This is a genomic window from Cohnella panacarvi Gsoil 349, assembly GCF_000515335.1.
GTDB lineage: Bacteria > Bacillota > Bacilli > Paenibacillales > Paenibacillaceae > Cohnella > Cohnella panacarvi.
On record NZ_KI911563.1, the window covers coordinates 1,617,287 to 1,627,955 of the forward strand.

The window sequence follows — 10,669 nt, forward strand, 5'->3', positions numbered from 1 at the left end:
TAACACTGTTACGTTGTAAAGCGAAAACAAAGAGCCGCCGCAACCGCGACAGCCCATTTTATAACAGCTTCAATACCACATTACCCTTGTTTCTTCTTTACCGGAATCCAAATCTCGCTTCGGAATGTCGGCGACGACACGTCCTTGCTCTCGTTCCACAGCAGTTCCGGTCCTACGTCCTGCTCATAACCGGAAGTCGGGAACCATTCGGAGTAAATTCGCCCCCACACGTTTTGCAGTGTATCCGGAAAAGGTCCGACCGCCTCGAATATTGCCCACGTGGCAGCTGCTACCTTAAGCTTTGCGAACCGTTCAGCAGCTTCAATGGTCGTCGCGACGCCAATATAATGATCGAGTTCCCCCTGTTCCTCCATCCTGCTTTCCGAGAAATTCGTCGAGGCGCTCAGCAGCCCCATCGGTTCTACGTTGGACAATTGCTTCAGCTCGGCGATCGTCTCTCCATCCAGACTAGCCCACATGGCCGCGATAGCCGGATTGACCCCATTGAATACGATCGGTACTCTACGGCTGATGCCAACGACTTGAAAAGCGTCTTTCTCCATGATTCGATACTTCATTTCGTTGCCTCCCTTAACGGTTAATTGGAAGGTCAGTGGCGGATAGGCTTTAAGCGAATGGCCGTAGCTGCGCGCGTCCGACGGCGTAATTCCGTGCAGGTTCTGAAATGCCCTTGTGAACGCATCCGGCGAGTTATACCCGTATTTCAACGCGACATCGATGACCTTAGCGCCTTGGTTTTGAATTTCGAATGCGGCAAGCGTCAGCCTTCTTCTCCGCACGTACTCGGATAACGGAATGCCCGCTAGGAACGAAAACATTCTCGTAAAATGGTACTCCGAACAATAAGCTACCCTAGCCGCTTCATTCATGTCGATCTCGTCCGCTAGATGGTTCTCGATGTAAGCTAGCGCCTCATTCATGGCTTTCAGCGAATCCATTTACCCGACCTCCTTCATAAACAGATTAGCAGGATAAAGGGACGGCCATCCGATTATCCGTGCACCGTTCTGCAGGGTCTCATACAAAAAGATCATACCGGGGATGGTATGATCTTCATACTGGCGATATATTCAATCGGCGATCAAGAACGCACGAGCCGGAGCCGCGTCGATGCCCGTCATCTTGAGCGGAGCGATGACGAGATAGTAGTTGCCCGGATCCACGTGCTTGAGGCGCAACCCTTCAACGATAATTATATCGTTGCTCATCAGCGTACGATGCGTCGCATAATCCGGTTGGGCCCGCTCGATTCCGAGCGCGTCCGTTGCGACGATGCCTACGCCGATGTCGGCCAAGTACTTCGCGCCGTCTTCCCGCAGGAACGGGAATTCCAGATCGAAGTCTTCGGTCAACGAGCTCGATGTCTTGAATAGTAGACGCTCTCCGCGTTGAATGGCGAACGGCAGCAGATCTTCCTTCGTGATCGATCCCTTCACGTGCGTCAGATCAAGCACGCGAGCCGGCCCTACGAGACGGTCAAGCGAGATCGTCTCGATCGTCGCGCCGCCTGCAATCATATGCAACGGAGCGTCGACGTGCGTGCCGGTGTGCACGTTCATCGTCAGCAGGCTTTCGTGCGGCTTGCCCTGATCGTGATTCTGCACGTTCGTGATGCTCGGCTTCTTCGCCTCGTAGTTCTTCCATACTTGCATGCCTTCTTCGATCGTCATGCTTATATCGATAATGCGGGGCATTCGCTTCTCCTCCTTACAAGACATGCTGCTGCGCAGCCTTTCTTACTTGCTGTTCGAGATCCATATGACGTTGTCTTCGTCTTGACCGTTGACCGGCCACCAGTGGTGCCCGTTCGCGGCAAGCATACGCTCGACTTCGTCCGGCCCCCACGATCCTGCGGAATAGAACTGCAGATCGCTTGGGTCTTCTTTCCACGCCGCAGCGATCGGGTCGACAAGCTTCCAAGCGGTCGCGAGTTCGTCCCAGCGGGTGAAATACGTGGAGTCGCCACGCGCGGCGTCGAAAATAAGACGCTCGTACGCTTCCGGCGTATTGATGCCGGTCAAGCAGCTTTGGCAATATTCCGTGGCAATCGTCTGGATCGCCATTTCGTTGCCCGGTTTCTTGGCGTTCAGCTTAATATAAATGCCCTCCATCGGATTGACGCGTATAACGAGCAGGTTCGGTTGAACGTTCTGCTTACTCGCGAACAAGACGTTGTTAGGTACGTTTTTGAATTCGATGACGATCTCGGTCGATTTGACCGGGAGGCGTTTGCCCGTGCGCACGTAGAACGGAACGCCAGCCCAGCGGAAATTGTCCACGTATAGCGTCGCGGAGAAGAACGTCTCCGTCACGGAAGCCGAATCGACGGAATCCTCGTCCCGGTAGCCTTTCAGCTCTTTGCCTTTGCTCGAACCCGGAGCGTATTGGCCGCGGATGACGCTGCCGACGACTTCGTCGCGAGTATTCATCTTGCGGATGGAGCGGAGGACTTTAACCTTCTCGTCCCGGATATGCTCGGGATCAAGGCGGCTAGGCGGTTCCATGGCGACCATCGTTAGCATCTGGAGCAGATGGTTCTGCACCATGTCGCGAAGCGCGCCGGATTTATTGTAGTAAGCGCCGCGATCCTCTACGCCGACGGTCTCCGCGAGCGTAATCTGAACGTTGGCGATATGGTTCTTGTTCCACAGCGGCTCGAAGAACGCATTCGCGAAACGAATGACTTCGATGTTCTGAACCATCTCTTTGCCGAGATAGTGGTCGATGCGGTATACTTCGTCCTCGCGGAATACTTCGCTAATTTCGGCGTTAAGCTTCTCCGCCGAAGGATAATCGTAACCGAAAGGCTTCTCGATCACGAGATGCTTCCATCCCTTCGACTCCAACATCCCCCCGTCGCGCAGGCTGCGGGAGACGTGACCGAACAGCTCCGGCGCAAGCGCCAAATAGAAAAGACGATTACCCGGAATCGAATACTTGGCTTCCAAATCTTCCGTGTGGGCTTTCAGCGTGCGGAACCCTTCCACGTTGTTAATGTCGAGCGATTGATAGGTAAAATGCTCGACGAAAGCGTTCCAAGAATCCGCATCGCTCGGTTTATATCTGCAAAATTCCTTAATGGCTTCGTGAACGTCGTCGCGGAATTGATCGTTCGTGCGCGGACGACGGGCAAGGCCGACGATGGCGAACCGTTCGCCTAGCTTGCCTTCGCGGTACAGGCTGTACAGAGCTGGGAATAGCTTCCGGCGAGCTAAATCTCCAGTCGCTCCGAAAATGAAATAGACCGCTTCATGGGCGGAGACAGTTTCAAGGTTGTTGTTTGTCATATTCCTCATCTTTCTTCTCTCACGGGATCTAAGGATAGGAGTAAACAAAGTATACTAAATTTAATGTATTGTAGCATAATTGCCGGAACAACGCTATATTTTTAACCTACTATTTCGACAATAGGCGATTGCACTCCCGTTATCGATTATTCCGCCAGCCCGTTGCGATGGGCGTAGATTGCCGCCTGCGTGCGGTCCTCGACGCCGAGTTTGCCGAATAAATTCGTTAAGTGGTATTTGACCGTCTTAATGCCGATGAACAAGTCGTCCGCGATTTCCTGATTAGACTTCCCTAGCGCGATCAACTTCAACACTTCCATTTCCCGATCCGTTAGATCTTCGTGCGGTTGCGCTTCGGCTTGCGCGGGACGGCGGAAACGGTTCATCATTTTGGACGCGACTTGGGATTCCAATACCGATTGGCCGCGCCCTGCCGCGCGGATCGCATCGGCGATCTCGGAAGCTCGCGACGTCTTCAGCAGATAACTGAACGCCCCGGCTTCGATAACCGGATACAGCTTCTCGTCGTCGAGGAAGCTTGTTAACACGATTACCCGGCATTGCGGCAGCTCCTCCATCACCCGGCGCGTCGTTTCGATGCCGTCCATCGGCTCCATGACGAGATCCATAAGCACGACGTCCGGCTTATACTCCTTCGCCAAGCGCAGGCCTTCCATGCCGTTCCCCGCCTCGCCGACGACCTCAATGCCTTGCTCCGTTCCCAGGACCGCCGCCAAGCCGATCCGTACCATCTCATGATCGTCGACCAACAACACGCGAATGTCTGCCATATGTACTTACCCGCCTTCCCCCATAATGGGTACCCTGATTTCGATACGCGTTCCCTTACCCGGCGCGCTGGCGATATTAAGAGAACCGCCGATTTCGTTCACCCGTTCTTCCATGCTTACCATTCCGTAAGAAGCATGCTTCTTCAGCATCGGATCGAAGCCGACTCCGTTATCCCGAATGCCCAGCCGCACGGAATCCCCGCGCCGCTGAAGCACGATATCCATTTTCGTGGCCTTCGCATGGCGCAGCGTATTGGAGAGCGCCTCTTGTACGATGCGGAAAAGGTGGTTCTCCATCCCTTTGTTCAGGTACAGTTCCTCTTCCATATCTAAGGAAATATCGATCGCGATCTTGGCGCGCATCTCGTCCACAAGCTCCGGAATCGCTTCGACGAGCCGTTTGCCCTCCAGATGTACCGGACGCAAGTGCAGCAGTAACGCGCGCATTTCCGATTGGGCTGCCGCGGCCATCTCTTCGATGAGTTGAACCTGGCGCTTGGCGCGTTCGAAGTCTTGATCCAGCGTACGTCCGACCGCCGTCGCGGTCATGGAAATCGCGAACAGCTGTTGACTGACCGCGTCGTGCAGCTCGCGTGCAAGCCGTTGCCGTTCTTCCACGACGGCGCTCATTCTTGCCTTCGAAGCAAGCTCCGCGTTGTTCGTGGATAAACGCTGCAAGGAAGTGACTTGTTCTTCCCACTTGCGTCCGAGCCTGACAAGCTGATCGCCGAGCCTTCCGATCTCGTCATGGCCGAGACTCGGGATAGGCAGGCTTGGATTCCCCTTCTCGAGCGACGACATCGCGTCGCCGAGAATATCGAGCCGATTGCGAATCGGGTAGCTGCGCAGAAAACCGAAAGCCGCGCCCGCCACGACGAGTACGCCGAACGCGTAAAGTCCGAATTTTAAAGTGTGCGACCAATGCCCGAACGGGGCCATGAATCCTTGAACCCATAACAAGTAGACGATTAAGATGCCGATTCCCAGCGAGAAAAGGACGGTCTCCCCGATTTGGCGCCAAACCATATTCACAGCTTTTCGCGTTTCCATCCTTCAACCCTCCCGATCGGCCCGTTATATCGTCCTTATTTTGATATCTCCTACGAGATAAAATAACTGAAGTTTCAATTGCGTCTCCCGATTATCGAAATCAGGCGATTTCCATGAGAAGCGATGGAACATGCCGCCTTCCTTGGTATCCTTGAACGAAATTTGTCCAAGCAGCACCGACGCTTCCACTTCGAGCCCGTAATCGTCGGGAACGATTACATCCACGTTGCCGGCAATACCCTGGAGCACGATCGTAAGCTGTCTGTCCTCCGGCACCGCCAGCGTCATATCCATTCGCACCTCGCCGAACGCATGCCAGAAGCTCATGGAATGAAGCACCCACGATTGTTCGTTCCACCGCATGTTCAGGAACAACTGATGTTTGCTGACGTAAGTACCGACCGCAGGCGGCTTGGCCCGTAAATAATAGATGCCCAGCGAGATTAGAACGACGAGCGCGAACAGCGCGAACTGGTTCACGATCAGCACGAGTATACAGATCGCGATAATGACGAAAGAAAGCCTTGATCGATCCCAACGGTAACGGTCCATGGCGATGAGTATCAAGACGACCGCGTTAACCGTCGCGTAACCCGCTATGGCGCCAAGCGCAAGATACATACCGGCTGCAATAATCAACATCGCGTTCCTGGACATAGGCATTCTCATATCGGGTTACACCTCCTTGGGAATCTCGCCTTATTTCGTAGCGAAAGCCATAACGGAAATTCCGTTATGGCATGAGTGATCGACAGCATACTTTGACATCATAGCATAACTTGGCAACGCCGAGAATGCTTGACTATTCGACTATTCGTTCGTTCCAATCCGGTTTTTCAGCTCTTGCAGCTCTTGTTCGACGCGGAAGCTTTTGTCCGGATCGAGATGCGTCGGCGTTCCTGCGTACGGAGAGTTTGGAATGCGGGCAACCTCGGCTTCCGCCTCCATCTGCATGATTTTCTCCTCCATCCGGTGGAAGCCGCGGGTCGCGTTGCCGCTCTCGATCGTGTGGAGCGAGCTGACTTGCGCCATTTGCTTGCGCGCTTTGGCCATTTGGGCACGGGCCGCCAGTTCGTTGCGCTTGTTGCGCAGCTTGTAGTATTCCTCTTTCATTTCGTGCAGTTGCGCGGTCAATTCGGATACTTGTGCGTAAGCTTGGCCGTGCAAGTTCGTCAATTCCTCCGCCTGGCGGGCGAATTGCACTTTATCCTCCAACAGCTTGCGAGCCAAACCTTCGTTTCCGTTCCGCAGCGCAAGCTCCGCCTGCCCTTCACGTTCCGCAGTGAGACGAATCGATTCGTCCAAGCGATGCTTCATCCGGCGTTCGGCCGCCATTTGCTTGGCCACGGTCACCTCTGCGTCATGAATTTCTTTCTCCATTTCGCGAATGTACTGGTTGATCATGACGATCGGATCCTCAAGTTTGTCCAGCCAATCATGCATCGAAGCTTTCGTCAAATCCTTCATTCTTTGAAATACGCCCATCGTTATTCTCCTTTCGATTCCCTCTCGATTTTGTTGAGTTTCGCTTTAAGTTCTTCGATTTCCTTACGGAGCGCCTTCGTCTCCATCTCCTCCATCATCTTGTCGATTTCCTGCGCCGGTCTCGATGCGGGAGTTGCTTGTGCCGTATATACAGGCGGCTTCCCGTAATCCGGGGCCGGCGGACGAGGAGGCTGCGGAGGTTGAGGCGGTTGAGGTGCATGACTCCACGAGGGGCCATGGTTCGACCAGCTCTGCGAGCCATATTGAGGCTGCTCGCGTCCGCCCCAGCCGTACGGCGGAGGCGTCGATCCGTATCCTCCGTGAATCGGTTCGCGCGGAATGACGAACCCGGCGATAATGTACACCAGAATGACGGAACCTGCCGAGAACACGGCTACGATAATGAGCAATACGCGGAGCAAGGTCGTGTCTATGCCGAAATACTCTCCTAACCCGCCGCAAATGCCGAATATCTTCTTGTCTCGCGTTGAACGGTAAAGCTTACGCATCGGTTACTCCTCCCTGCTGCAGTCTTCGCTTCATCGCGTCAAGCTCTTGCTCGATCGAATGTTCCGCGAAGGAATCAGCATACGCGGTTTCATGTCCCGCTCTCCGCAACTCGCGAAGGCTGCGGGCTTCCAATTCAATATCGGTCAGACGATCGTCGATCGTGCGGAACATTCTCGCGGTATCCGGACCGCCCGAGCCGAATTTGGAATTCAAGCGCTGCTGCAGCCGCAGCGATTCCATCTTGGCGACATAGAATTGACGCCGGTCGTATACGGTCCGATACTCCGAGCGAAGCTCTAGAAGCAGCCTCTCCAGCTCCGCAAGATCTTGCTTGCTCTGTTCGTACAGCTTGCCGTAATTGTCCGCTTGCGTCTCGTGCATGACTTTCTCCTGCAGCGCCAGCCTCGCAAGCTCCTCTTCGCCGGCTTTCAGCGCGGTCACCGCTTGCTGCTCTCTCTTCGCTACCCATTGCTGCGCGTCTTTCCATTGTCTATAAAGGTGCTCGGTGTGAACCGCGTACTGACGCTGCAAACCTTCGCTTTGAACGATCTCTTGGTGCGTCGACCACAGGAATTGATCGATTACGCTTACCGGATCCTCAGACTGGCTGAGCCGTTCGTTCATATTCGCCGCCGTGAGATCCCTAACCCTTCTCATAACGCTCATTAACTTTTAACCCCCCTATGCTCTAGAGTTTCTACGCAGCATCGATACGCCGAACATAACCAGCGCGATCGCGGCTACCCAGACGAACAGGTGGGATAGTTTACCGAGCAGCATGATTACGCCGATTACCCCAAGTACGCCCCCAAGAAGCCGATTGCCGTTGTTCCAAGCCATGACGCCTAGCAGAATGATAAGAATCGGGATCAGTAGCCCCAAGAAAAATCCTAGTCCGATGCCCAACTTGCCGAGAATGATGAGACCGCCGAATCCGATAAGCAGGATCGCAAGTCCGTTTCCGCTTCGCATCTTTCGCTTCACCTCATTTCGTTTGCTTTATGAACTCATTGTAAACCCCGGCGCGATTTCGCATAACGGACCCGCGTATGTTTTTGACCCTGGACTGTAGTCGAGTACGTATACCGCCTTAAGGCTTTACCCTATACGACCTAAGGTTAAGCGCCCGGGGCAACAAGGCCGTATAGAACGATAAAAACCCCCACGGCCGTGGAGGTTTCCTCTAAACTCTCGATATCCCGTTCGCTCAGGAATCCTTAGACGTATCGCCATTGATCGAAAACGGCTGCCTGCCCTTGATAGTTGCCATACTCGTCGACAAGGTTCCATAATAGAACGTCGATGATTTCGAATCGTCGTCCGCTCTTCGCGACGCGTATCCCACGAATTCCTTCAGAGTAGCCTTGACGTTTGGCGTCCGCAAGCAGCTTATCCCGTACGGATCGTTCCATCGGTTCAGCCGTTAACCTCGAAGGCATCGATGTGAACGTATCCCAATCCATCTCCCATAAGCTTAATGCCCGTGCGTTACCGAAGTTCAACTGCGGATCAGATTCGGCCCCGTGCGCGAGCAACACGAATGGAGCGTTATAAATCGCTTCGGCCGCCGTATGTACGTTCGAATCATATTCCATCAACCTTTTCCCTGTATATCGGGCATAGCTTTCGAACATCAATCGAGCTCGCAGTTCCGAATCCTCATTCATATAAGGACGATGCATTCTATTCGCTCCCCTCGTCGATTCGAAATACAAAAAAAGCTTCAGGATCCGTGATCCTAAAGCTGTTCTCATTCCATGTATGGTGCCGGTGAAGGGACTTGAACCCCCACTCCCTCTCGAGAAACGGATTTTGAGTCCGTCGCGTCTGCCATTCCGCCACACCGGCTTATTGTAAGTGGCGCGCCCTAAGAGATTCGAACTCCTGGCCTTTAGATTCGTAGTCTAACGCTCTATCCAGCTGAGCTAAGGGCGCGTATATTCAGTTATTGGAGGCGCCACCCAGACTCGAACTGGGGGTAAAGCTTTTGCAGAGCTCTGCCTTACCACTTGGCTATGGCGCCGGAAAAACATAATGGAGCGGAAAACGGGATTCGAACCCGCGACCTTCTCGTTGGCAACGAGATGCTCTACCACTGAGCTATTTCCGCGTAAAATGGCAGGGGATCTAGGATTCGAACCTAGGATGACGGAGTCAAAGTCCGTTGCCTTACCGCTTGGCTAAACCCCTATGCTGAATGTGAGAAATGGGGCGATCGAGGGGACTTGAACCCCCGAATGCCGGAGCCACAATCCGGTGCGTTGACCTCTTCGCCACGACCGCCATGTCAATTCAGTTGGCAGGGGCAGCAGGAATTGAACCCACACTAACGGTTTTGGAGACCGCTGTTCTACCCTTAAACTATGCCCCTAAGATAAAACTGGTGGAGGCTGATGGATTTGAACCACCGAACCCGGAGGGAACAGATTTACAGTCTGCCGCGTTTGGCCACTTCGCTAAGCCTCCACGACTTAAGGTAAAGCTGGTGCCGACTAGAGGACTTGAACCCCCAACCTACTGATTACAAGTCAGTTGCTCTACCAGTTGAGCTAAGTCGGCATGTTGTAAATGAAGTTGTAAGTGGTGGCTCGAGACGGAATCGAACCGCCGACACGAGGATTTTCAGTCCTCTGCTCTACCAGCTGAGCTATCGAGCCAAGATTAAAGTGGCGGAGCCGACGGGATTCGAACCCGCGGTCTCCTGCGTGACAGGCAGGCATGTTAGGCCACTACACCACGGCTCCGCGATCTTTTCTCGGTCATCAGCCGAGAGATAATTGGTTGCGGGGGCAGGATTTGAACCTGCGGCCTTCGGGTTATGAGCCCGACGAGCTACCGGGCTGCTCCACCCCGCGTCGTTAGTAGTTACTTTATTCGGTTATCTCAAAGCGACTTATATATCATAACTCAACTCGTTAACCGATTGCAACCCTCAATTTATGGCAATTCCTGATTGAGAGAAGATGGTGACCCCTAGGGGATTCGAACCCCTGTTACCTCCGTGAAAGGGAGGTGTCTTAACCGCTTGACCAAGGGGCCACGTTGCTGTACTGCCAAATTGCATGATTGCTGAAGCTTTATGGCGGAGAGAGAGGGATTCGAACCCTCGAGACGCTTTAGGCGCCTACACGATTTCCAATCGTGCTCCTTCGACCAACTCGGACACCTCTCCATAATGGCTCCCCGAACAGGACTCGAACCTGTGACAACTCGATTAACAGTCGAGTGCTCTACCAACTGAGCTATCAGGGAATGTTAGATGACTTCAGCCTGGCAACGTCCTACTCTCCCAGGACCCTGCGGTCCAAGTACCATCGGCGCTGGAGGTCTTAACGGTCGTGTTCGGGATGGGAACGCGTGGAACCCCTCCGCCATCGCCACCAGACCAGAAGTCATGTGGTTCAAGGCTTGCGCCTTGAAAACTGGATGCGAAACAAAGCGTTTGGTGAAAGTTTGAAACATCTTGGCCATCCATTGTCATTAGGATAAGCCCTCGACCGATTAGTACTCGTCAGCTCCACACGT

At 53.7% G+C, this 10,669-nt stretch carries 11 protein-coding genes, 15 tRNA genes and 1 rRNA gene; all 27 read right to left on the reverse strand.

Features of this window, described 5'->3' with window-relative positions:
• Nucleotides 1-80 precede the first annotated feature (80 nt).
• The 27 genes from COHPA_RS0107795 to rrf all read right to left on the reverse strand — a co-directional run bounded on the left by COHPA_RS0107795 (nucleotide 81) and on the right by rrf (nucleotide 10,529).
• Entirely contained in the window at nucleotides 81-959 is an 879-nt protein-coding gene (locus tag COHPA_RS0107795; protein ID WP_027085635.1) for an AraC family transcriptional regulator, read from the reverse strand.
• Nucleotides 960-1,091: 132 nt separating this feature from the next.
• Entirely contained in the window at nucleotides 1,092-1,715 is a 624-nt protein-coding gene (locus tag COHPA_RS0107800) for a cyclase family protein (protein ID WP_027085636.1), read from the reverse strand.
• A gap of 42 nt (nucleotides 1,716-1,757) precedes the next feature.
• Entirely contained in the window at nucleotides 1,758-3,308 is a 1,551-nt protein-coding gene (gene zwf, locus COHPA_RS0107805; RefSeq protein WP_027085637.1) for a glucose-6-phosphate dehydrogenase, read from the reverse strand.
• 146 nt (nucleotides 3,309-3,454) lie between these two features.
• A complete protein-coding gene (locus tag COHPA_RS0107810) occupies nucleotides 3,455-4,099 on the reverse strand; it encodes a response regulator transcription factor (protein WP_027085638.1) in 645 nt (214 codons plus the stop codon).
• A 6-nt stretch (nucleotides 4,100-4,105) separates the two neighbouring features.
• Nucleotides 4,106-5,149, reverse strand: a complete 1,044-nt coding sequence (locus tag COHPA_RS0107815; protein ID WP_027085639.1) for a sensor histidine kinase — start codon at nucleotides 5,147-5,149, stop codon at nucleotides 4,106-4,108.
• A gap of 24 nt (nucleotides 5,150-5,173) precedes the next feature.
• Nucleotides 5,174-5,818 carry a cell wall-active antibiotics response protein LiaF gene (gene liaF / locus COHPA_RS0107820; RefSeq protein ID WP_027085640.1) on the reverse strand — a complete coding sequence of 215 codons (645 nt, stop codon included), beginning with the start codon at nucleotides 5,816-5,818 and terminating at the stop codon, nucleotides 5,174-5,176.
• Nucleotides 5,819-5,959: 141 nt separating this feature from the next.
• The gene (locus COHPA_RS0107825) at nucleotides 5,960-6,634 is read right to left on the reverse strand and encodes a PspA/IM30 family protein (RefSeq protein WP_027085641.1); all 675 of its coding nucleotides are present in this window, start codon (nucleotides 6,632-6,634) and stop codon (nucleotides 5,960-5,962) included.
• A gap of 2 nt (nucleotides 6,635-6,636) precedes the next feature.
• Entirely contained in the window at nucleotides 6,637-7,143 is a 507-nt protein-coding gene (locus tag COHPA_RS0107830) for a PspC domain-containing protein (RefSeq protein WP_027085642.1), read from the reverse strand.
• Entirely contained in the window at nucleotides 7,136-7,810 is a 675-nt protein-coding gene (locus COHPA_RS0107835; RefSeq protein ID WP_027085643.1) for a PspA/IM30 family protein, read from the reverse strand. The genes COHPA_RS0107830 and COHPA_RS0107835 overlap by 8 nt, the downstream gene beginning before the upstream one ends.
• A gap of 15 nt (nucleotides 7,811-7,825) precedes the next feature.
• Entirely contained in the window at nucleotides 7,826-8,116 is a 291-nt protein-coding gene (locus tag COHPA_RS0107840) for a LiaF transmembrane domain-containing protein (RefSeq protein ID WP_027085644.1), read from the reverse strand.
• A 245-nt stretch (nucleotides 8,117-8,361) separates the two neighbouring features.
• Nucleotides 8,362-8,898, reverse strand: a complete 537-nt coding sequence (locus COHPA_RS0107845; RefSeq protein ID WP_084760473.1) for an MEKHLA domain-containing protein — start codon at nucleotides 8,896-8,898, stop codon at nucleotides 8,362-8,364.
• 8 nt (nucleotides 8,899-8,906) lie between these two features.
• Nucleotides 8,907-8,992, reverse strand: a tRNA-Leu gene (locus COHPA_RS0107850).
• Nucleotides 8,993-9,002: 10 nt separating this feature from the next.
• Nucleotides 9,003-9,079: transfer RNA gene (locus COHPA_RS0107855), tRNA-Arg, on the reverse strand.
• Between the two features lie 14 nt (nucleotides 9,080-9,093).
• A tRNA-Cys gene (locus tag COHPA_RS0107860) sits at nucleotides 9,094-9,167 on the reverse strand.
• Between the two features lie 12 nt (nucleotides 9,168-9,179).
• Nucleotides 9,180-9,254: transfer RNA gene (locus tag COHPA_RS0107865), tRNA-Gly, on the reverse strand.
• A gap of 6 nt (nucleotides 9,255-9,260) precedes the next feature.
• Nucleotides 9,261-9,334, reverse strand: a tRNA-Gln gene (locus COHPA_RS0107870).
• 17 nt (nucleotides 9,335-9,351) lie between these two features.
• Nucleotides 9,352-9,427 (reverse strand) — tRNA-His (locus COHPA_RS0107875).
• Nucleotides 9,428-9,441: 14 nt separating this feature from the next.
• Nucleotides 9,442-9,515: transfer RNA gene (locus tag COHPA_RS0107880), tRNA-Trp, on the reverse strand.
• 10 nt (nucleotides 9,516-9,525) lie between these two features.
• Nucleotides 9,526-9,610 (reverse strand) — tRNA-Tyr (locus COHPA_RS0107885).
• A gap of 17 nt (nucleotides 9,611-9,627) precedes the next feature.
• Nucleotides 9,628-9,703 (reverse strand) — tRNA-Thr (locus COHPA_RS0107890).
• Nucleotides 9,704-9,725: 22 nt separating this feature from the next.
• Nucleotides 9,726-9,801: transfer RNA gene (locus tag COHPA_RS0107895), tRNA-Phe, on the reverse strand.
• A gap of 10 nt (nucleotides 9,802-9,811) precedes the next feature.
• A tRNA-Asp gene (locus COHPA_RS0107900) sits at nucleotides 9,812-9,888 on the reverse strand.
• 34 nt (nucleotides 9,889-9,922) lie between these two features.
• A tRNA-Met gene (locus COHPA_RS0107905) sits at nucleotides 9,923-9,999 on the reverse strand.
• A 109-nt stretch (nucleotides 10,000-10,108) separates the two neighbouring features.
• Nucleotides 10,109-10,183: transfer RNA gene (locus COHPA_RS0107910), tRNA-Glu, on the reverse strand.
• A 41-nt stretch (nucleotides 10,184-10,224) separates the two neighbouring features.
• Nucleotides 10,225-10,316 (reverse strand) — tRNA-Ser (locus COHPA_RS0107915).
• Between the two features lie 4 nt (nucleotides 10,317-10,320).
• A tRNA-Asn gene (locus COHPA_RS0107920) sits at nucleotides 10,321-10,396 on the reverse strand.
• Between the two features lie 16 nt (nucleotides 10,397-10,412).
• Nucleotides 10,413-10,529: ribosomal RNA gene (rrf, locus tag COHPA_RS0107925) — 5S ribosomal RNA — on the reverse strand.
• Between the last annotated feature and the right edge of the window lie 140 nt (nucleotides 10,530-10,669).

What these genes read in the sequence shown, in the direction of transcription:
- COHPA_RS0107825 (WP_027085641.1), bottom strand. Translation starts at nt 6,634, where the DNA reads ATGGGCGTATTTCAAAGAATGAAGGATTTGACGAAAGCTTCGATGCAT.
- COHPA_RS0107800 (WP_027085636.1), bottom strand. Translation starts at nt 1,715, where the DNA reads ATGCCCCGCATTATCGATATAAGCATGACGATCGAAGAAGGCATGCAA.
- COHPA_RS0107840 (WP_027085644.1), bottom strand. Translation starts at nt 8,116, where the DNA reads ATGCGAAGCGGAAACGGACTTGCGATCCTGCTTATCGGATTCGGCGGT.
- liaF (WP_027085640.1), bottom strand. Translation starts at nt 5,818, where the DNA reads ATGAGAATGCCTATGTCCAGGAACGCGATGTTGATTATTGCAGCCGGT.
- COHPA_RS0107810 (WP_027085638.1), bottom strand. Translation starts at nt 4,099, where the DNA reads ATGGCAGACATTCGCGTGTTGTTGGTCGACGATCATGAGATGGTACGG.
- COHPA_RS0107845 (WP_084760473.1), bottom strand. Translation starts at nt 8,898, where the DNA reads ATGAGAACAGCTTTAGGATCACGGATCCTGAAGCTTTTTTTGTATTTC.
- COHPA_RS0107815 (WP_027085639.1), bottom strand. Translation starts at nt 5,149, where the DNA reads ATGGAAACGCGAAAAGCTGTGAATATGGTTTGGCGCCAAATCGGGGAG.
- COHPA_RS0107830 (WP_027085642.1), bottom strand. Translation starts at nt 7,143, where the DNA reads ATGCGTAAGCTTTACCGTTCAACGCGAGACAAGAAGATATTCGGCATT.
- zwf (WP_027085637.1), bottom strand. Translation starts at nt 3,308, where the DNA reads ATGACAAACAACAACCTTGAAACTGTCTCCGCCCATGAAGCGGTCTAT.
- COHPA_RS0107835 (WP_027085643.1), bottom strand. Translation starts at nt 7,810, where the DNA reads ATGAGCGTTATGAGAAGGGTTAGGGATCTCACGGCGGCGAATATGAAC.
- COHPA_RS0107795 (WP_027085635.1), bottom strand. Translation starts at nt 959, where the DNA reads ATGGATTCGCTGAAAGCCATGAATGAGGCGCTAGCTTACATCGAGAAC.